The sequence below is a fragment of the Sphingobium sp. EP60837 genome (genome assembly GCF_001658005.1).
GTDB lineage: Bacteria > Pseudomonadota > Alphaproteobacteria > Sphingomonadales > Sphingomonadaceae > Sphingobium > Sphingobium tyrosinilyticum.
In genome coordinates this window covers 934,238-953,234 of sequence record NZ_CP015987.1, presented here as the reverse complement: position 1 = coordinate 953,234, position 18,997 = coordinate 934,238, and the positions used below count along the sequence as shown (strand labels likewise).

The 18,997-nt window shown below is 60.1% G+C and carries 21 protein-coding genes; 15 read left to right on the top strand and 6 right to left on the bottom strand.

What is annotated here, in order from left to right:
• Positions 1 to 81 precede the first annotated feature (81 nt).
• The gene (locus tag EP837_RS17355; RefSeq protein WP_156518689.1) at positions 82 to 618 is read right to left on the bottom strand and encodes a hypothetical protein; all 537 of its coding nucleotides are present in this window, start codon (positions 616 to 618) and stop codon (positions 82 to 84) included.
• A 330-nt stretch (positions 619 to 948) separates the two neighbouring features.
• On the opposite strand from EP837_RS17355, the gene EP837_RS17350 reads away from it, so the two are divergent.
• The 10 genes from EP837_RS17350 (at position 949) to EP837_RS17310 (ending at position 7,358) form a co-directional block, all read left to right on the top strand.
• Entirely contained in the window at positions 949 to 1,947 is a 999-nt protein-coding gene (locus tag EP837_RS17350) for a LysR substrate-binding domain-containing protein (RefSeq protein WP_066531271.1), read from the top strand.
• A gap of 40 nt (positions 1,948 to 1,987) precedes the next feature.
• On the top strand, positions 1,988 to 3,187 hold the full coding sequence (gene sorA, locus EP837_RS17345) for a SorA family sulfite dehydrogenase catalytic subunit (protein WP_066531269.1): 1,200 nt from the start codon (positions 1,988 to 1,990) through the stop codon (positions 3,185 to 3,187).
• Complete coding sequence (gene sorB, locus EP837_RS17340; protein WP_225870637.1) at positions 3,184 to 3,492, top strand: SorB family sulfite dehydrogenase c-type cytochrome subunit; 309 nt, start codon at positions 3,184 to 3,186, stop codon at positions 3,490 to 3,492. The genes sorA and sorB overlap by 4 nt, the downstream gene beginning before the upstream one ends.
• Before the next feature lie 44 nt (positions 3,493 to 3,536).
• Positions 3,537 to 4,433: a dienelactone hydrolase family protein gene (locus EP837_RS17335; protein WP_066531267.1), complete on the top strand. Its 897-nt coding sequence runs from the start codon at positions 3,537 to 3,539 to the stop codon at positions 4,431 to 4,433.
• A gap of 278 nt (positions 4,434 to 4,711) precedes the next feature.
• Entirely contained in the window at positions 4,712 to 4,990 is a 279-nt protein-coding gene (locus EP837_RS17330; RefSeq protein WP_066531265.1) for a hypothetical protein, read from the top strand.
• A 39-nt stretch (positions 4,991 to 5,029) separates the two neighbouring features.
• Entirely contained in the window at positions 5,030 to 5,185 is a 156-nt protein-coding gene (locus EP837_RS21140) for a hypothetical protein (protein WP_156518687.1), read from the top strand.
• Between the two features lie 271 nt (positions 5,186 to 5,456).
• Positions 5,457 to 5,663 (top strand): cold-shock protein, encoded by a 207-nt coding sequence (locus EP837_RS17325; protein WP_066531263.1) that lies wholly within the window; start codon positions 5,457 to 5,459, stop codon positions 5,661 to 5,663.
• A 73-nt stretch (positions 5,664 to 5,736) separates the two neighbouring features.
• Positions 5,737 to 6,072: a DUF6481 family protein gene (locus EP837_RS17320; RefSeq protein WP_066531262.1), complete on the top strand. Its 336-nt coding sequence runs from the start codon at positions 5,737 to 5,739 to the stop codon at positions 6,070 to 6,072.
• Between the two features lie 353 nt (positions 6,073 to 6,425).
• A complete protein-coding gene (locus EP837_RS17315) occupies positions 6,426 to 6,647 on the top strand; it encodes a hypothetical protein (protein ID WP_066531260.1) in 222 nt (73 codons plus the stop codon).
• Positions 6,648 to 6,662: 15 nt separating this feature from the next.
• On the top strand, positions 6,663 to 7,358 hold the full coding sequence (locus EP837_RS17310; protein WP_225870636.1) for a spermidine synthase: 696 nt from the start codon (positions 6,663 to 6,665) through the stop codon (positions 7,356 to 7,358).
• A 12-nt stretch (positions 7,359 to 7,370) separates the two neighbouring features.
• Here EP837_RS17310 and EP837_RS17305 read toward each other — a convergent pair whose 3' ends face one another.
• From EP837_RS17305 to EP837_RS17285, 3 genes are all read right to left on the bottom strand, one after another.
• Positions 7,371 to 8,183: a transglutaminase-like domain-containing protein gene (locus EP837_RS17305; protein WP_066531255.1), complete on the bottom strand. Its 813-nt coding sequence runs from the start codon at positions 8,181 to 8,183 to the stop codon at positions 7,371 to 7,373.
• A 277-nt stretch (positions 8,184 to 8,460) separates the two neighbouring features.
• Positions 8,461 to 8,703, bottom strand: coding sequence for a hypothetical protein (locus EP837_RS17295; RefSeq protein WP_066531253.1), 243 nt, complete (start codon positions 8,701 to 8,703; stop codon positions 8,461 to 8,463).
• A 451-nt stretch (positions 8,704 to 9,154) separates the two neighbouring features.
• Positions 9,155 to 9,937 (bottom strand): SDR family NAD(P)-dependent oxidoreductase, encoded by a 783-nt coding sequence (locus EP837_RS17285; RefSeq protein WP_066531789.1) that lies wholly within the window; start codon positions 9,935 to 9,937, stop codon positions 9,155 to 9,157.
• 387 nt (positions 9,938 to 10,324) lie between these two features.
• On the opposite strand from EP837_RS17285, the gene EP837_RS17280 reads away from it, so the two are divergent.
• The 4 genes from EP837_RS17280 to EP837_RS17265 all read left to right on the top strand — a co-directional run bounded on the left by EP837_RS17280 (position 10,325) and on the right by EP837_RS17265 (position 14,013).
• The gene (locus tag EP837_RS17280; protein ID WP_237234899.1) at positions 10,325 to 10,855 is read left to right on the top strand and encodes a TetR/AcrR family transcriptional regulator; all 531 of its coding nucleotides are present in this window, start codon (positions 10,325 to 10,327) and stop codon (positions 10,853 to 10,855) included.
• Positions 10,856 to 10,866: 11 nt separating this feature from the next.
• Positions 10,867 to 11,298, top strand: coding sequence for a nuclear transport factor 2 family protein (locus tag EP837_RS17275; protein WP_082919825.1), 432 nt, complete (start codon positions 10,867 to 10,869; stop codon positions 11,296 to 11,298).
• A 118-nt stretch (positions 11,299 to 11,416) separates the two neighbouring features.
• Positions 11,417 to 13,357, top strand: coding sequence for a pyrroloquinoline quinone-dependent dehydrogenase (locus EP837_RS17270; protein ID WP_225870635.1), 1,941 nt, complete (start codon positions 11,417 to 11,419; stop codon positions 13,355 to 13,357).
• A 197-nt stretch (positions 13,358 to 13,554) separates the two neighbouring features.
• Positions 13,555 to 14,013 carry a hypothetical protein gene (locus EP837_RS17265; RefSeq protein ID WP_066531249.1) on the top strand — a complete coding sequence of 153 codons (459 nt, stop codon included), beginning with the start codon at positions 13,555 to 13,557 and terminating at the stop codon, positions 14,011 to 14,013.
• A 191-nt stretch (positions 14,014 to 14,204) separates the two neighbouring features.
• Here EP837_RS17265 and EP837_RS17260 read toward each other — a convergent pair whose 3' ends face one another.
• Both EP837_RS17260 and EP837_RS17255 read right to left on the bottom strand, forming a co-directional pair.
• Entirely contained in the window at positions 14,205 to 16,748 is a 2,544-nt protein-coding gene (locus tag EP837_RS17260) for a TonB-dependent receptor (protein ID WP_225870634.1), read from the bottom strand.
• A 381-nt stretch (positions 16,749 to 17,129) separates the two neighbouring features.
• Positions 17,130 to 18,299, bottom strand: coding sequence for an acyl-CoA dehydrogenase family protein (locus EP837_RS17255; RefSeq protein ID WP_066531780.1), 1,170 nt, complete (start codon positions 18,297 to 18,299; stop codon positions 17,130 to 17,132).
• Positions 18,300 to 18,485: 186 nt separating this feature from the next.
• Between EP837_RS17255 and EP837_RS17250 the strand changes: the two genes are divergently transcribed.
• Positions 18,486 to 18,962 carry a YaiI/YqxD family protein gene (locus EP837_RS17250; protein WP_197486417.1) on the top strand — a complete coding sequence of 159 codons (477 nt, stop codon included), beginning with the start codon at positions 18,486 to 18,488 and terminating at the stop codon, positions 18,960 to 18,962.
• Positions 18,963 to 18,997: the final 35 nt, after the last annotated feature.

The window sequence follows — 18,997 nt, the reverse complement described above, 5'->3', positions numbered from 1 at the left end:
TTCAGGAACCGCGTCTGCGAGCGGACCTCCTCAACCGACGCAGTCCGCCCCGCAATGTCTTCGCCTGGCCTCGTTCTCCTATCAGAAGCCTTCCGGCAGCGGGGGCGGCGGCGCCTCGATATCCGGTGCGAAGGTCAGGTGGCATGCGACGCACTGCGCATTGATCCGGTCGCCCGCGCTTTGCACCGCCGCGAAGTCTTTGCGCTCGGCCGCATCGGCACTGGCGCTCGCCGTTTCCCTGAAGGCAATCAGATGCTTGTCCCACTCAACATCCGCAATACGGTAGGCCGAATGCTCCAGCGCGTAGCTGAGTTGCTGCAGCGTCAGCGCATCGCTCTCCGCATTCTCCCAATCCTCCTCCGTCACGGGCTTTCCGGATCGCTCGCCATGAACGTCTGTTTCCAGCGCGGTCCATTGCCACAACTGCTCGGCATTGCGCTGCATCACATGGCCCATAAACTCCTTGATTGGCAGCTGGGATTGCTCGTCCGGCAATGCGGCCGCTCCCGCGGCGCAAGCCAAAGTTCCTATAATTGCGGCAAGCGCGATCTTCATGTCCTGACAAAATCCTCCGGATGGCAACGCCACGCTTTTTAGGTGCGGCAGATCGACATCCAACCAAGGAAAGGGACGTTAGATATTCTCGTTGGGCCTAAAGGAAAGCTGCGGGCAAGCCTTCAGTAGCGAACTGAATCTATACAAACCTATGATAATAGACGGTTTTTTAAGAGCCTGGGAAACGCCCGTTCGCGGAATACCTTTAGCGCAAAGCGTGGCCCCTCTCTTGCCAACACAGTGTTTCTCAATCATTTAAGTTGTAAATAAAGCTACCCTGCCTTGGATGCCTCAAACAATATGATCAGGGGAAACAGGGGTGATACAGCTTTGCAGGGATAAGGCTTCGGCCTTCGCCATCGTGCGGCTCGCTATCGGCGGGGTCGGGCGTCCATGAACTTTCAACAGCTCCGCTATGTTCGCACGGCGATCCAGCATAATCTCAACCTGACCGAGGTCGCGAACCGGCTCTCCACATCGCAATCCGGCGTCAGCAAGCAGATCAAGGAATTGGAAGCTGAACTGAAGGTCGATATTTTCGTTCGTCGCGGCAAGCGTCTCACCGGCCTGACCAAGGCGGGGGAAAATGCCGCCCAACTGATCGACAAGCTGCTTCACCAGGCGGACAACCTCAAGCGCCTGTCCGAACAGTTCGTGCAGGAGGATAAGGGCCGCCTGGTCGTCGCGACCACGCACAATCAGGCCAATTATGTCCTCCCCCCGGTTCTCCTGCGCTTTAGCGAGCGTTTTCCGGAGGTGGAGATCGAATTGCGGCAGGGCACGCCGCGCTATGTGGTCGATCTGGTGCTGCGGGGCGAAGCGGATATCGGCGTCGCGACCGAAGCGGTGGATGACTATCCTGAACTGCAAACCTATCCCTGCTTCAGCTGGGAGCATGTCGTGATCGTCCCGCCCGATCATCCGCTGGCCCGCGCCGAGCATGTCTCGCTGGCCGACACGGCCCGCTATCCCATCATCACTTATAATCCCGAATTTTCCGGCCGATCGCAGATCAACGAAGCCTATGAAAGGGCGGGTATAGAACCGGACATCCGGCTCACCGCCATGGATGCCGATGTGATCAAGACTTATGTCCGATTGGGCATGGGTGTCGGCATCGTATCGCAAATGGCCGTCAGCAGCGGGCCGGGCGACTCTCTGATGGTGCTGCCGGGCTCAAACCGCTTCTTCCAACCCAGCGTGACCAAGATCGCGACGCTCAAGGGATCGCTGCTCCGCAACTATGCTTATCAGTTGATGGAGATGCTCGCGCCCCATCTCGACGCGGCCGTGCTGGCAGGTGTGAAGCGTCGGCCGAGCCAGGAACGCGCCGCACCGCTGCTGAGCTTTGCCGATCGCGCCGATCTACAAGCGCAAAGACTCAGCGCCTGAAGAGGAATATCTTTTCCGACATCCTTAACGAGTAACGACCATGAACAACATCAATCGACGGCAATTCGTCAGCGCAGCGGCGGGCATGCTGATCACCGCGCCGGGCCTTGCGCGGGCGTCCACCGTGCGCCTGCCCTTCGACAATGGCGAACGGCCCCTGGTCCAACTGCCGCAAAAGCGCCCGCTCATCGGCCTCACCATGCGCCCGCCGCAGCTCGAAACGCCGTTCGAGATCTTCAATCAGGGGCTGCTCACCCCCAATGACGCCTTTTTCGTGCGCTATCATCTGTCGGGCCTGCCCACCGCTATCGACCACGCCCAGTTTCGCCTGACCATCGGCGGCCATGTGGGTAAGCCCTTGTCGCTCTCGCTGGCAGCGTTGAAGCGCGATTTTCCGAGGCAGGAGATCGTTGCTGTCAATCAATGTTCGGGCAACAGCCGCGGCTTTTCCGATCCCCGCGTCGGCGGCGGGCAGCTGGGCAATGGGGCCATGGGCAACGCCCGTTGGCTGGGCGTGCCGCTAAAGGCGCTGCTCGACCGCGCGGGCGTTCGGCAAGGCGCGCGGCAGGTGACCTTCAACGGCCTCGATACGCCGCCCTCCGACAGCATTCCGGATTTCATTAAGGCGCTCGACATCGACCACGCCCGCGATGGCGATGTCATGGTCGCCTGGGCCATGAACGGGGCCGACCTGCCCTTCCTCAACGGCTATCCGCTCCGCCTCATTGTGCCGGGCTATTATGGCACCTATTGGGTCAAGCATCTCCACGAGATCAATGTCGTCGATGCGCAATATGACGGCTATTGGATGAAGACCGCCTATCGCATCCCCGACAATGACTGCAATTGCGTGGCGCCTGGGCAAAAGCCGGACAAGACCAAGCCTATCGGCCGGTTCAATATCCGCTCCTTCGTCACCAGCCACAAGGATGGCAACCGGATTCGCGCGGGCCGCCCCGTCACCTTCCGGGGCATCGCCTTCAACGGCGGCACCGGCATCGCCCGCGTCGAACTGTCACTGGACGACGGCGCCAACTGGAAGGAGGCGCGGCTCGGCCAGGATCTTGGCCGCTATTCCTTCCGCGAATGGACCGCGCCCGCCACCCTCGCCGCTGGCGATCACCGGATCAAGGTCCGGGCCATCGGCCATGACGGCGAAACACAGCCCCTGACACCCCGCTGGCAACCAGCGGGCTACATGCGCAATGTCGTCGAAACCATCGGAGTGAAGGCAGCATGAGCCCCAAGCCCTATCTGCTCGCCCTCGGTCTCATCGCGCTTGCAGCTACCGCCACGGCGCGGACTCGGGATTATGAACTGCCAGCCGACACCGTTCCCTTCGCTCTGGCGGGCGCGAAGGGCGAGATCATCGTCAACAATTGCATGGGCTGCCATTCGCTGGACTACATCACCACCCAGCCCCGCGGCAAAGGCCCGCAATTCTGGCGAGACGCCGTCAATAAGATGGTGACTGTCTATGGCGCGCCGATCGATCCCGCCGATGTCGATGCCCTCACCGCTGCCCTGCAACAAACGCACGGCTGATCGCCTCGCTTTTCCCTTACCCCACCCCTTGTTGGAGTGCCGTAATGTCAGCCACCGACCGACCCGTCAGCACTGATTTCAGCCGCGATGTTCTGGACCTTTTCGACGCCTATGTGCACGGCGCGCTCGACCGGCGCGGCTTCCTGCGCCAATGCGCGGTCCATGCGGGCAGCGTGGCCGCCGCCACGGCGCTGCTGACGGCGCTTAGCCCCGATTTCGCTATCGGCCAGGTGATCGCCCCGGCTGACCCGCGCATCAGCACGGCATGGATCGACATCCCCTCGCCACAGGGCAATGGCGCCATCCGCGCCTATGTCGCACGGCCTGCAAAGGTGAAGAAGAAACTGCCCGTCATTATCGTCGCGCATGAAAATCGCGGGCTCAACCCGCATATCCAGGACATCGCCCGCCGTCTCGCCGTCGATAGTTTCATCGCGGTCGCACCTGACGCTCTCACGACCTTGGGCGGCTATCCGGGGGACGAGGACAAAGCGCGCGAGCAGTTCGCGACGCTCGACCGCGCCAGGATCGGTGAGGATTTCGTCGCCGCCGCGCGCCACGCGCTGACGATCGAAGGTGGCAATGGCAGGCTGGGCGCGACCGGCTTCTGCTTCGGCGGCGGTATAGCCAATCTGCTGGCGACGCGCCTTCCCGAGCTGCGCGCCGCCGTGCCCTTCTACGGCAGCGCCCCGCCGCTGGCCGATGTGCCCAAGATAAACGCCGAACTGCTGCTCCATTTTGGCGGCAATGACGCGCGCACCAATGCCGGCTGGCCACCCTATGAGGAAGCGCTCAAGCAGGCGGGCAAACGGTACACCGCTTATACTTACGAAGGCGCCGAACATGGCTTCAACAACGACACGACGCCCCGCTTCAACAAGGCGGCCGCTGATCTCGCCTGGAGCCGGACGCTGGCGCTGTTCAAACGCACCTTGACCTGAGGTCCACCAATTTGCCTGCCGACCGGCAATTTGCGTCTGCATATGGGCGGCACGCAGGTTCCGTCGGCAGCGCAAATGTTGTAAGATTCCAGATTAAGCCTATATGGAAAATATCAAGGACATAGCAATGTAGGCGTTCTTGACTGAGAGACCATCGCGCTCCCGCTTACCAGGGATTCTCACATGGACCTCAATCAACTTTATTCCCGGCATCATATTTCGTTCATCCGGCCAGCTGGCGCAGGCAGTGAATCGATACTGCACAAGCATCTGTTCGCATGACGGAGGACGCCATCACACCCGCACGCCCGCGAAGACGAGCGTTCGTCAACCGCGAGACGCGGATTTCTCCTGACCAGGCGAGGCGGCAGGGTTTGATCACCCATCTTGCATTCGTTCTTCTGGGGCATGAGGAAGCAATCCGCTTCCTAAACACCCACAACACCTCCTTGGGCGCGCGGCCGCTCGATTTGGCGATCGGTGATCCAACGGGATATTCCGTGGTCGAAGATGCGGTCAAGCTGCTCGCCCGGCCCGCAACCGGAGGACGGCAATAATCCTGCCGCCCAACTCGCTAATCAGGATGGGAGAGAAAAATGACTGTTGCCCCGGAGGTCGAAGCCGAACTCATGGCTCGCTATGGCATCACCAAAGTGCCGGCATATCGCTACCATTATCGGGAATGGCGATATTCGACCTTGAATGACGCACTGGCTCAAGCCAAGCGGGACGAGGCTGCGCCCTCGAAATAACGGCGCATCCAGTCACGCCATGGGTGTGGCAATAAGGCGAAAACAACGGGAGATAAAGAGGCTCTCCAAGACAGATGGAAAGCGGTCGACCGGTCGGCCTAGCACCCGCATTTTGCTTTTGCATCGACTTGTGCTATCAACATCTCGCTGAACGTCGCGCTTCGACGGATATCGGGCCGCCTCGGCTCTCCTTTGTCCCACATTTGCCTCTTGAAGCTAGGATGCGCGCATCTTCGCGTGCTCCCATGAAATTTGGACAAGGAGCTCCAATATGATCACCGGAACAGTCAAATTCTTCAACGCCGACAAGGGCTATGGTTTCATCGCGCCGGAAAGCGGCGGCGGCGACGCCTTCGTGCACATCACCGCCGTTGAACGGGCGGGCATGCGCACGCTCGAGAAGGATCAGCGCGTGTCCTACACGCTGGAAACTGATCAGCGCGGCAAGGCATCGGCAACCAACCTCCAACCTGCGTGAAGGCAGGCGCTGGGCGGCTTCGGCCGCCCGCGATGGCCCGCACGAATTTTAAAAAGACAGGACTTTCCTCTTAATGAAAAGATATAAGGAACCACATTTCCAGGAGCGCATAGCCGCTGCGGCGAGCGCCCGGACAGAGGTTCTCGACCGATTGCGGACCAAAGCGCCGGTGGTTCGGGCTTCCGCCCCCGAAGATGTGGAACGCCGCCTTGCTAAGGAGGCTGCGGCGCGGGAAAAGCGCCAGAACGCACTACTCGCGGCGAAAGAGCAAAAGGCGGCCAAGCGGGCGCAGGCCAGCGAAGAGGCTGCTGCAAAGGCAGCCAAGCAAAAGCCCGAACTCAGTGAGGCTGAACGCAAGTCGGCCCGCGACGCACGCTATCTCGCCCGAAAGAACCGGGCATCGTCTTGAGCGGGGCGCTGCAAAGCCTTTTTGGCCGATGCGGCGCATTCCCAGATACACACTTCATGTCCTCGCCGACAATTTGGCCGCGCCTGACACAGGCTGTGCCGTGCGGCGAGACATACATTGAAACGCGGCATAGACCGCAAGGACTGATTATGAATATGTTTTCCAAACCCGAAAAACGCGCAACGCTCTCCCCGGCCTTATGCCGGTTAGAGGCGCGGTCTCCTGCTCCGGGTCGCCCGGCGACCCTGTCGAGCAGTGAATTGAAGCGCGTTGTCATGGCGATGGTGGGCTAACCTCCATCCCCGGCAGCACTTCTTTGCTGCCGATAATCTAAATTACAGTCAGGAGTCTCCATGAGCCGAGAAGCAGTCCGCCCCTATCTGATCAGCAAGGATGATGAAGGGAACTTTCGGCTCACGGTTCGGGAGACCCGCTATAATTCTCAAGGCTATCCACTCGTAACCTCCCATCTGCAGGACGAGACGTTCAAATCAGCGGCTGCAGTCCGTAACTTTGCTCGGGACGTCTTCAAGGCGGAGCCTGGTCAATATGACCAGCTAAAGTCACGGTCATAACACGCAATGACAGCGTTGGCGTCACAAGATGACAGGGAAGAAATTCCCGTAGAGCTGGTTGACACAGCCAAGCTGCCCGATGGCGGCGAACTGATGCTGTGGCGTCGCGGGGACGATTATTCGATCCAGTTCGGCGACGATGAACTGATGGGCAATCAGGTTCGCCATTCGGAAGAGGCCCTGGCGACGCTGGCATGCGATCGGCTATCCCACCGCGACGGCCGCATCCTTATCGGTGGGCTCGGCATGGGTTTCACGCTGGGCGCGACCCTCCGTTCACTGTCATCTACGGCAGAAGTCGTCGTGGCCGAACTTGTGCCCGAGGTCGTCAAATGGGCCAGAGGTCCGTTGGCGCATCTGTTCAAGGACTATCTCATCGATCCCCGCTTGTCGCTGGAGATGGCCGATGTTCACGACGTGATCGTCAGGCACAAGGCGGGATTCGACGCCATTCTTCTCGACGTCGATAACGGTCCTGACGGAATGATCCACCTTCCCAACGAACGGCTTTATTGCAACTGGGGACTGCGAGTGGCGCGTGAGGCCCTGAAGCCGGGCGGCATCCTCGCCATATGGTCGGCCTATACGGATGACGACTTTGTCGATCGCCTTGAACAAGCTGGTTTTGGCGTGGACGAGGTGAGCATCCCTGCCCTGGCTGGTGAGGAACATGTAATCCACACGATCTGGCTCGCATCCAAGGGCGATTGAGGTTCCGGCAGCTCAGTTTTCGAGCGGAGGGCTGTCCACCGTATCAGCCGTCAGACAGGTCACGCAAACCTCCTGACTGACCAGCTCCGCATATCCGAAAATCGTCATGAACGAGATGTCGGTGGCGTCTCTTCCGACGGCTACGCGCACAAGCCCCTCCACTGGAGCAAGCCCGCTGGCGTCGACCAGGTGCCAGCCATCGTCCAGCCAGACATCGACGACAGCATGAAAGTCGGGCGGGTCCAGCTGCCAGGCATAGGCCGAAACCAGGCGCGCCGGGATACCAGCTGCGCGGGCAAAGGCCGCCATCACATGCGAAAAGTCCCGGCAGACCCCCTCGCGCGCCACAAAGCTATCGACCGCACTCGTCGTGCCGTGACTCGCACCCAGCCTGTAATCGATGTTGCGGCGTATCCACTGCGCCATCGCATCGATCTTCGCCCCTCCATCAAAGTCTCCGAACTCTCGCGCCACGAAAGATACGAAGCGATCGGACTGGCAGAACCGGCTAGGCCAAAGATAGGGTATGACATGGGCAGGCAGATCGGGTCGCGCGGAGACGGGCAGCCCTATCAAAGACCTGGCGCCTCGCTCCACGTCGAAGGTGCCGTGATATTCCGCCAGAAAATCACCCTGCGCGGTAGCCCAGGTTCTGCGGCCAATCCCATCATCGCCCGGCACGGTGCGCAACGGTTCGGTGCCACGGACGGTCAGCAGGTCATTTACCAGCCGCTGCTCCGGCATCTGCGCGCCTTCAATCGCCAGAAGCACGTCAGCCTGCTGCGGCATATGATAGGCGAGCCTCGCTTCCACTTTAAGGCGCATGCAATATCCTGATCTGCTCGCGGCCGGTTTTGGCTGCCAGCACGCGAAGAACTTCGCGAAGCTCGCTCCTGTTCCCGAGGCTCGTTCGCCGCCGCTCCCGATCAGTCGCGCAAGCGCGCGAGGGCTTCATGTCCCTCGCGGCTCAACACATCAATGATCTTAGCATAGGCTCGGGCTTGTTCCTCATGCTGGCTTTTCTGCCGCGGACAATTTGCCAGAAGAGCCTGACTGAGCGCCGCGAGCCGCCCGCGTTCCAGACGATGGGATTGTTCCACAATTATCTCCGTGAACCATTGGGCGGCAACTGCCGGGCGATATGAGAGGGAGAACGCTTTACCTCGCCCAGGATCAGCTTGTGCTTCATAATGACGCGAAGCGCCTCCGCGTCCCTGGGATCGAGCAACACAACCCTCGACCCGCCAGACAGCAGCGGCTCGACCGTGGACATCCGAAACATATGCTTGGCGCAGAGCGCTTCGATGGCGGACGGGGACTGATCGATATGGATGACCCGGCTCATGCTTGATTTCCCCAAGGCCCGAAAGGAAAGGGGTTAAAGGGCGTGGACCCGTCCGCCCTCTTCGACCGGTAAGGGAGACGATGGTCGCGAATGCGCCGGGCATAGCCTTGCGCCAGCCCTTGATATGCCGCGCGCGTTGATATGCATGGCGCATATTGTGCGCGAAGCAGTTCTTCCTGCTCTCGTCGCAGCAAATAATTCAGGTCGTCCATGAAGCGCTCCTCGGCTTGCAAGCGGGAGCGCGTTGGTCTCTCAGTCACGGCGGATGCCTGCAGCAAATTCCGCGCAATAATGATGCAATAGCGGATATTCGGCCTGCTGTCGCCCGTAAACGCCTTTTCCCGGAAAAATCTATCGAATGCTGCGGGAAAGTCGCGTCTAGATTACGCCTGCTCGCCCAACGCCAATGCTCTGTGAGAGTGGCTCGAACACCTGCGCGGCGGAACCTGAGCTAGCGGAGTACAACTTGCGGGGGGCGGCCGATCATCGCCCCCGCATCGATCGTAACAAGCTGGCCCGTCATCGCGCGGGCCTCGCTCACCAGCCACCGGATCGTGGAGGCGATGTCCTCTGGCGTGCACAAGCGGCCTAGTGCGGATGCGTCCTCGAACGTCTTGCGGGCCTGATCGAATCCGTCCTCCCCCAACCCCCTGCGAAGCCAGTCGCCATCTATCACGCCGGGTAGCACGGCATTGACGCGGATCGGAGCGAGATTACGGGACAGCGCCATGGTCAAGGTGTTCAGGGCTCCCTTGGACGCCGCATAGGCGTAAGAGCTGCCGGTTCCATTCAAGCTGGAGATCGAGGAAACGAGTATGATGGCGCCCCCTTCTTGCGCGCGCATCGCAGGGAGCACCGCCCGCGCCATTTGATAAGCACCGATAACATTCACGCCATAGATACGATGGAAGTCCTCGGCATCCTGCCCTTCCAGATCGCTCATCGACACGAACTGGGTCACTCCCGCCGAGTGGACCAGAGCATCGATGCGGCCCCAGCGACCAACTGCGGCCGAAGCGAGCGCTCGGCAATCATGGTCGCTCGCGACATCACCGCGCACCGCAACAGCGTCGCCGCCGCCTGCAACGATATGGGCGACCACATCGTCCGCCGCGTCCTTGCTGCGGGCGTAGTTCACCAACACATTATATCCGTCGGCAGCGAGAGCTTTGGCCGACGCGGCCCCGACGCCCGTTCCACCGCCGGTGACGATCGCAACGCGTTTATCAACCACAGCGATGCCTCCCAAACCTGTCTTTTTCGCACTATTCAGCCGCTCTCCGGTAGGAGAAAGCCATCCATAGCTCAAGGGCTGGATCATTGAACGACATTGTCGGGCGCCCATCGCTTCCACGGCTAAGCGATTGGACAGCTGCGCCTAGGCAGCGCGCGACAGACATCGAACCCTCTTCCAGCACAGCGGCCCAACCAGTGTGGCGTTCCCCCCCCATACACATCGTTCGCCCATACACTTTGTATTGTCACTCTGCACGGACCATGCTAGCTCGTTAGCCGAACATCGGAGCTGACATTTTTGGAAACCGTCACACCCCGGCGAAATCAGTTGCAGGAGGAGCAGCGCTCCCGCACGCGCCACATTATCGCACAGGCGGCGCTGAAGGTGTTTTCGGAACGCGGCTATGTCGCCAGTTCAATCGAACAGATATTGGTGAAGGCAGGCGTCAGCCGGGCCGCATTTTACAGCCATTTCGATGGGAAACTCGCGGTGGTCATAGCCATAGCCGAAGATTTCGAACCCGCGTGGAAGCCCGTTTTTCGTCACCTTGCAGAATTGTGTAACCCACAACTTCCCGAACTCATGGCATGGACAGCGGGCTATCTCAATTTTCACCGGTCTAATGTGGAAACCTGCACTCTCCTCACCCAAGTGGCCGCGCTGGAAGAGCAGCTATACCGCAAAATATCGCTTCAGCGCGACGCGCTGATCGACATGCTGGCAGAACTGCAGCCAGCCTTCGCCGCAGCCAAGCAGGACAGCGATGTCATGCTTGAGGCGCAAATCCTTCTGCTTGGGATAGACCAGACCTGCTTTCATCTCGTCCGCCAGCACCTGCGCGATCCGGGCGACACAGCGACCAGGATCATGGCGTCGCAGATGCGCCATTTCTTTCAAAGGAATGGAAACAGATGATCGGAATAGACATGACCTTGGACGACGTGATCGCGCACCATCAGATTGCCCGGCAGCTCGCCGAATTTGCCCGCGCGATGGACGAACGCGACTGGAGCAGGATAGCCGAAATACTGGTGGATGACGCGGTCGCCGATGTTGGTGAAGGCCGGCTCGACGGCAGTGCCGCCTTTATTGCTACCCTGCGCCGCTATCTCGATACATGCGGACCAACGCAGCATCTTCTTGGGAATCTCATAGTCGATGTGAATGGGGATGAGGCGCAGAGCCGCTGCTATGTCAGCGACATGCATCTAGGGATTGGCGAACGCAAGCACCTCACCTTCGCCACGCTAGGCGACTATCATGATCGCTGGCGTAAGATCGATGGCTGCTGGCGCATGGTGGAGCGTATCAAGCATAATCGCGCACATGTCGGCTCATTCGACGTGTTCCAGATCTAGCCCGGCGGACCAAGTTTCCGACCTGCGCGATCATTCATCCGATGAAAGAACAGATGTGACCTCCAGCCTGCCTCCTCGTGCTTTCCGAAAAGCCAAGCGCGTTGCCTTAGCGATCCTGTTGCCTGTCGCGTTGATCGGCGCGGCCATGCACGTTTATGGGCAGGGTTGGTTCACGCCCAATCCCCGCATCGATCTGGCAGGGCCCATTGCCGGTTGGAATCATTGGGGTGGAGACGCAGGCGGAACGCGATATTCGCCGCTGACGCAGGTCACGCCTGAGAATGTCTGGGCGCTGAAACCCGCATGGACCTACCATATTGGGATGATCAAGGCTCTGGGACAGAGCTCGCCCACATTCGAGGCCACGCCGATCATCGCGGAAAATCGGCTCTACACCTGCTCGGGCGTCACCCGGATCGTGTCTCTGGATCCTGAATCCGGCCGCGAGATTTGGGCGTTCGATCCAAAGTCCGATAATTTCAGCACCTATCAATTAAATTGCCGGGGCGTCACCTATGTGCGCGATCCCGCCGTTGCCGCGGGCGCGCCTTGTGCGGGCCGCATCGTGGCTGGAACGCTCGACATGCGCCTAATCGCCCTGGACGCGGCGACGGGGCGCCTTTGCGCGTCGTTCGGGGCGGGCGGCATCCTCGATCTGCGGCAGGGTCTCGGCAAATATGAGCGCGGAGACATGGCGGTATCATCGCCGCCCGTGTTCATCGACAATAAGATCGTCGTCAACGCACGCGTCATCGACAATGTGCGGGTCGATGTCCCGGCAGGCGCCATTCGCGCCTTCGATGTCCATTCAGGCAAGCTCGCCTGGGCATGGAATGCCGTTCCTCCCGGCATGGAGTCCGCATCGAAGACGCACCCGGGCGAGTCTCTCGTCCGCTCCACTCCCAATAGTTGGGCGCCGATGTCCGCGGACCCGGCCTTGAACATGATCTATGTCCCGATGGGCAATGCCGCGCCCGACCATTTCGGCGGTGAGCGCCGGGGCCTTGACCATTACTCAAGCTCGGTCGTCGCGCTGGACGCATCCACAGGCAAGGTGCGGTGGCACTTTCAGACAGTGCATCATGATCTATGGGATTATGACCTGCCATCGCAGCCGGTGGCCTTCGACCTGCCGACCGCCATGGGCGTAGTGCCTGCCCTCGCGCAGGCCACCAAACAGGGTCATATCTTCATCCTCGACCGCCGCAACGGAAAGCCCGTCTTCCCCGTCGTCGAACGCCCGGTTCCACAAGCGGGCGCAGTTCCCGGCGAACAGCTTTCCTCAACGCAGCCCTTCCCGGCCAATCCGGCCTTCATCGTTCGCGCGAAGGATCTGACCGAAGAAGCCATGTACGGCTTCACGCCTTATGACCGTGGCAAATGCCGGGACCTGTTTCGCTCGGCAAACTATCAAGGGCTGTTCACCCCGCCATCCACACGTGGCTGGATACAATTCCCCAGCTTCATGGGCGCAACGAACTGGGGCGGCGTCTCGATAGACCCACATCGTAACATCCTGATCGTGAACACCACACAGGCTGCGGCCTTGATGAAGCTCGTTCCGCGCGCGCAGGTGGCTCAGCTTCAGAAGGCGGGCCAACCCGTGCTTCCTGGGACCGGCTCCCCATACGGGCTCACAATGGGACCGATGCTGTCACCCTTTGGCGCGCCATGCAATCGGACGCCCTGGGGCTCGCTGATCGCCATCGATCTGAAGGCGGGGAAGCGGCTTTGGGAAGTTCCATTCGGCACGACCCGGGACCAGGCGCCGTTTCCGATCTGGCTGAAGACCGGCGTGCCCAATCTCGGGGGCTCAGTCATCACCGCTTCGGGACTCGTGTTCATAGGCGCGGCAACGGACAACTATTTCCGCGCTTTCGACATTCGCACCGGAAAAATCGTCTGGCAGGCGCGCCTTCCGGGCGGCGGCCAGGCCACGCCGATGACCTATCGCCTGCGCAAAAATGGCCGACAGTTCGTCGTGATCGCGGCAGGGGGGCACAAATATCTCGGCACGCGCCAGAATGACGCTCTGATCGCCTACGCTCTTCCGGAGTGAAGCGGCCGCTTCGCTCCGGCATAGGCTCACAAACAGCGATGCAGATCAGCTATCGCTGGCGGAACGCGCTATAGAGCGGGAACATCTGGCCGCGGCATGCCCGCTCGCTCCGTCGCGCAGGACAAGAGCTTTAGCATCTTAATTTGCTTGAACCGGCCTGAATGCTTTAGGCTAAGCCGATCATGGAGGAGAGTCGCATGCGCTTCTTGCTTCTCATCGGATTGACCATCCTGGCCTCCTGCGGGTCGGGCGATAAAAAGCAAGACACTGCTACGCCATCGCTCACCAACCAGGTGGAGACGCCGCAAGCCGCTCCCGCTCTTCCAATCTCAAGTCCTGCGAGCCAGACACCGCCACCGGCTGACTTCAAGATGCCCGATTTTGCGCCGCTCTATCCGGGAGCCAAAATCCAATCGCTCAACAGTGCCTCTGATGACTCCAACCACGAAGTTCGGCTGCTGACCACCGACGACGCGGCCAAGGTGGTTGCCTTTTATCGTGATCGGTTTGCAGCGGCAGGGATGAAGAAAACCTCCGAATTTTTATCAGGAGGAACGGCGATGATGTCGGCGATCGGCAAAGACCGGCAGGCTTCTATCGCGATTACCAAAGAGACGGGCCACAACGCCGTCATAGTCACTTACTCGGGTGAGTAGTCTCGCCCACGGTGACCAAGCCCAAAACTTCGTGAAGCCGACCCGTTAGCCTATCGCAGCGTCGCAAGCGTTTAAATTGCCACGCCCGGCGATAGCCGCTCAAAAAAGATCGGCTGGTCCCGCATTGCACTTGCGGGACCAGCCGATTGTCTTTGCTCAAGGTTCAGCCTTCGGGAGAAGGCCGGCCTCCCTTACTCCCCGCCGAAGCGATAGCGCAGCTTGAGCCCATACATCCGGGGCTCGCCGTAGATCGTCGCCCAGGAAAGCAAGGAGCCGCCCTGGTACACGTCGGTGTTGCTGATCCGGTAGAGCTTGTTGGTGGCGTTGGTCACGAACACCCCTGCGTCCAGGCCCGAGCCTGCGACGTTGTTCCAGTCAAGCGACATATTCAGCAAGCCAAAAGCTTCCAGCTTCTCCCCGGGCTGTTGCGGCGCGACCACCGTCGCTTCGCTATGCTGCGGCGAATTATGCGCATAGTTCACGAAGAACGACATGTTCCCGAGCTTTTCCGCGATGGGCAGGTTCACTGCCACGTGGAAGCTGTAGATGTACGGCACCACATACTGACCCGGAAGGCAGGTGAGGTCCGTGGGCGTGCCGGCGGGTGGCGCCGCGCCGGAGCAATCCGCCAGGAAGCCGTTCGATATCAGACTATATTCGGTATATTTGAACCGTGTGTAGCTGAAATTGCCGCCGATCTCCAATGGCTTCCACGGACGAATGGACGCGTCAAGCTCGACGCCCGAGACATGGGCCTTTGCTGCATTGATGCGTGCGCCGCTTGCCAAGGTTACGGGATTGAAATCGCCGGTCGCCTTCTGGATATTTTGGTAGTTCAGATAATAATAGGAGGCATTGAGCCGGGTCGGAATGCTGGCGATGCGGAAGTCCGACTTGAACCCCACCTCATAGGAGGTGACTTTTTCCGGCTCGAAGGTGCGGGTGTCCACGCGGACGGCATAGGGGTTGAACCCGCCTGCCTTGTAGCCTCGGCTGACCTTCGCGAAGATCATGGCTTCCCGAACAGGCTTGTAATCGAGCCCGACCAGCCATGTGGCCGCCTTGCTTTTCAACGAAGCGGTGAAGTTGCAATCCGAAATCGCGTTAACCAGCGCGGAGTCGGCCGAGCAGACGAACTGGCCGGTCAGGGTCGGCGTATAGCTTTGCGAGAAACCTTTGATCTTATCCCAGGTATAGCGGAAACCGCCCGTGAGGCGCAGGCTGTCGAGCGACGGCGTCATCGCGCCGAAATCGAACGTGCCCTGCGCATAGAGCGCCTTCGACGTCGTCGCGACATAGCCCGGCGTCGCGTTGGCAACGCAGGCGGGCGCAGTGGCGATCTTGCCGTTGGGATTGAAGGTCGCCGGTATCGGCGTGCCAGTGAAAGCTGCGGGACAATAGTTGACCGCACTGCCAGCCTGGTCACCATCGGGCTTCTGGCTATAATAGAACGCGCCGGCGGTGAAGGTCAGCCGATTGTCCAGATAGGTGCCCTGGATCTGGAACTCTTCGGTGAACTGCTTGTAATCGTCGCGCGGCAGCGTAATCGGCGATGTATTATTGTACGCGACTGGCGTGCCTACACCGGGAAGCGTGACCTGTCCTGGCGCGGGCAGCTTGTAGGGATCGACATCATATTGCTGCAGAACGGTGCCGTCGCCGTCGTAGCGGTAAAAGCTCTTGAACTTCTGATAGCTGATGATGTTGCGCAGTACGAGTTCGTCGTTGAAGTCAAACGACAATGTATCTGTGATACCCCAGGTCTTGGTCTTTTGATAATCATCAACACCATGCGCCGTCTGGCGCGGCCCGAGAGCATCGGCCTGCGCCGTGGCCGCGCGGTAAACATCGCACGGCGCGGTAAAGGGGCGCGGCGTATCGGAGCAAAGCCCGAGCTGTGCAAGGCCGGCCGTTCCGTCAATATTGAAGCCTTTGTGAATAAGGCCGGTGCCGTTGAAGCGCGAATAAGAGCCATAGGCCATCAGGTAATTTTCGATGCGTTCGGTCGGGCGGAATGTGATCCCGATGCGGCCCGAATACCAGTGCGTGTCGTCGCGATCCTTGTTCCAGATCACGTCACGAGTATAGCCGTCGCGATCATGATAAGCGCCGACGACGCGGACGAGCAGCTCGTCCTCGACCACCGGAATGTTGATAACGCCTTCAAGTTCCTTGGCGTCATAATTACCATATTTGGCAAGCAGGGATCCTGAAAAATTGTTCGTCGGCTTGTGCGGAACGAGCAGGATTGCGCCGCCAGTGGTGTTGCGGCCGAACAACGTACCCTGAGGGCCTGCGAGAACTTGAAGATTCTCAAGATCGACGAAGTTGCCGGGGCCGCCCTGCTGGCTCAATGTGATCGGCGCGGGCAGTGGCACTTCGTTCAAATAGAGGACGACGCCCGGCGACGCCTGGAAGGTTGCGCCCTGACCACGAAGCGTAAAGGTCTGGGAATCGCGCGAGCCCTGCCCTGCAGAACCGACGACGAGTGACGGGACGCTAGCGTTAAGATCCTGAGACTGCGTGATATTTTGCTGCTGAAGGCGCTCGGGCGAAAAAGCCGTAATGGCGATCGGCACATCCTGCGCGCGTTCTGCGCGGCGTTGCGCCGTCACGATGATATCGGCGGTTGCGCCGAGTTGGTCTCCCGATGTTTGCTGTGCGGACGCAGGGGCGGTCGCCATCACCGCGATCGAGGCAACGGTACCGAAAAGCAGTGCGGAATGCTTGTTCAAGATTCCCTCCCAATTATTAGGTCGCCGCCTTTTTTCTAGCGGTCGATGCTTCACACTAGGGTAGGGCAACAATCTTCGCAATCGAGCAATGCGCAATTGTGTATCATTTTAGCCACTCTTTATGAGCTATTTTCGCGCCAAGGGTAGCGATTTGCCAAGCAGCGCGCCTCGTTCGGCGCCCTCCACCCTTTGATGCGCGCTGGTGGAATTACATCACTGGTTATCCCGTCGCGGGAGCATCTATCCGGTCGAGAACTGAGTCGGCTGCTCGCCGTTCATCGCTACTGCAGGAAGGTCAGGCCGCGATTTTGGCGAAGCGTCTGTCGCCTAGTTTGATAATCGCTGAACATGACAAGAGGAGGGCCTCCACCAGCTGCCCAATTAAAAGCTTTTCGGCAGCCCCAGCACGTGGGTCGCCACATGGCTGAGGATCAAATTGGTGGAGATGGGCGCGACTTGATAGAGCCGGGTTTCGCGGAACTTGCGTTCGATGTCATATTCTTCGGCGAAACCGAAACCGCCATGCGTCTGCAGGCACATGTCAGCGGCATACCAGGACGCTTCAGACGCAAGCATCTTCGCCATATTGGCTTCAGTGCCGGACTGCGCGCCAGCGTCGAACAAGGCAGCGGCCTTCTCCACAATCGCGGCTGCGGCGGTAGTTTGCACATGGGCGCGCGCGATCGGAAATTGCACGCCCTGGTTCTGCCCGATGGGCCGCCCAAAGACGGAACGGTCCTTTGCATAAGCGCTCGCCCGGTCGATGAAGAAGCGGGCATCGCCGATACATTCGGACGCGATAAGGATACGTTCGGCGTTCATGCCCGACAGGATGTAGCGGAACCCCTCCCCTTCTTTGCCGATCAGATTTTCCACAGGCACGCGCAGGTCGTCGAAGAACAGTTCGGTCGTGGCGTGATTGAGCATGGTGCGGATCGGCCGGATCACCAGACCATGCCCCACCGCGTCGCGCATATCGACCAGCAGCACGCTGAGGCCCTCGCTGGGCTTGGCGCATTCCTCGCGCGGCGTCGTGCGGACGAGCAAGACCATCAGGTCCGAATGTTCCGCCCGGCTGATCCAGATCTTCTGACCATTCACCACATAGTCACCACCCTCCCGCCGCGCGAAGGTGCGGATGCGGGTCGTGTCGGTGCCGCTGGCCGGCTCGGTAACGCCAAAAGCCTGCAGGCGCAGTTCCCCCGAGGCTATCCTTGGTAGGTAGCGCGCCTTCTGCTCTTCCGAACCATGACGCAGGAGCGTGCCCATCGTGTACATCTGCGCATGCGCCGCGCCGCCATTGCAGCCGGAGCGATGCACCTCTTCCAACGCGGCGATCGCTGCGCATAGCCCCAGCCCCGAGCCGCCATATTGCTCGGGGATCAGGATCGACAACCACCCCTCGCGCGCCAGCGCGGCCACGAACTCGGTCGGGTAGCGGCGCTCTGCGTCCAGCTGCTGCCAATAAGACCCCGGAAATTGCGCGCAGAGGCGGCGGATGCCGTCGCGAATATCGGTGAAAGTTTCTTCCTGCTCCGGCCTCTTCATCATCATCCCGCCCCTGCCTTATCGCTTCTGGCATGTAATAGCCCCCGGTAGCCGCATAATCCAGAATCCACGCGCAGCCATCATGGACACATCGATCAGGATGGCGCATTCGCGACCTGCGGCATAAGCTTCTTGAACGGATCTCCGGCCGGACAGAAGGCCCTCCCATTTTCCGGCAGCGCCATCTACATGGCTTGCATGCCCCAGATCCTCATTGATGCTGACGCCTGCCCGGTCAAAGACGAAACATATAAAGTCGCATGGCGCCATGATGTGCCAGTCATCGTCGTCAGCAACAGTCCCATCCGAGTGCCGGCGCATCCGCTCATCTCACGCAATGTGGTGAGCGACGGCTTCGACGCCGCGGATGATTGGATCGTGGAGCATGTCGATGCCGCTTCTATCGTCATCACCACGGACATTTTGCTGGCGGACCGCTGCCTCAAATCCGGATGCGGCGCAGTGATCGCGCCGACGGGCAAAGCCTTCACCACAGCCTCTATCGGCAATGCCGTTGCGGTGCGGGCCATCATGGCCGATTTACGCGCGGGCGCGGTGGGCGACGGCCTGGGGGGACCAGCGCCATTTGCGAAGGCGGATCGGTCGCGCTTCCTGTCCGCACTCGATGAGGCGGTGATACGGCTCAAGCGCGCCCTAAGAAATTGACTCTCGCCAATTACGGCATATGTTGCCGAAATTAT

Excerpts from the sequence above, each read along its gene's own strand:
- EP837_RS17250 (WP_197486417.1), top strand. The coding sequence starts at position 18,486 with ATGGCTTGCATGCCCCAGATCCTCATTGATGCTGACGCCTGCCCGGTC.
- EP837_RS17325 (WP_066531263.1), top strand. The coding sequence starts at position 5,457 with ATGATCACCGGAACAGTCAAATTCTTCAACGCCGACAAGGGCTATGGT.
- EP837_RS17305 (WP_066531255.1), bottom strand. The coding sequence starts at position 8,183 with ATGCGCCTTAAAGTGGAAGCGAGGCTCGCCTATCATATGCCGCAGCAG.
- EP837_RS17265 (WP_066531249.1), top strand. The coding sequence starts at position 13,555 with ATGCGCTTCTTGCTTCTCATCGGATTGACCATCCTGGCCTCCTGCGGG.
- sorA (WP_066531269.1), top strand. The coding sequence starts at position 1,988 with ATGAACAACATCAATCGACGGCAATTCGTCAGCGCAGCGGCGGGCATG.
- EP837_RS17255 (WP_066531780.1), bottom strand. The coding sequence starts at position 18,299 with ATGATGAAGAGGCCGGAGCAGGAAGAAACTTTCACCGATATTCGCGAC.
- EP837_RS21140 (WP_156518687.1), top strand. The coding sequence starts at position 5,030 with ATGACTGTTGCCCCGGAGGTCGAAGCCGAACTCATGGCTCGCTATGGC.
- EP837_RS17320 (WP_066531262.1), top strand. The coding sequence starts at position 5,737 with ATGAAAAGATATAAGGAACCACATTTCCAGGAGCGCATAGCCGCTGCG.
- EP837_RS17330 (WP_066531265.1), top strand. The coding sequence starts at position 4,712 with ATGACGGAGGACGCCATCACACCCGCACGCCCGCGAAGACGAGCGTTC.
- EP837_RS17315 (WP_066531260.1), top strand. The coding sequence starts at position 6,426 with ATGAGCCGAGAAGCAGTCCGCCCCTATCTGATCAGCAAGGATGATGAA.
- EP837_RS17295 (WP_066531253.1), bottom strand. The coding sequence starts at position 8,703 with ATGAGCCGGGTCATCCATATCGATCAGTCCCCGTCCGCCATCGAAGCG.
- EP837_RS17350 (WP_066531271.1), top strand. The coding sequence starts at position 949 with ATGAACTTTCAACAGCTCCGCTATGTTCGCACGGCGATCCAGCATAAT.
- sorB (WP_225870637.1), top strand. The coding sequence starts at position 3,184 with ATGAGCCCCAAGCCCTATCTGCTCGCCCTCGGTCTCATCGCGCTTGCA.
- EP837_RS17275 (WP_082919825.1), top strand. The coding sequence starts at position 10,867 with ATGACCTTGGACGACGTGATCGCGCACCATCAGATTGCCCGGCAGCTC.
- EP837_RS17335 (WP_066531267.1), top strand. The coding sequence starts at position 3,537 with ATGTCAGCCACCGACCGACCCGTCAGCACTGATTTCAGCCGCGATGTT.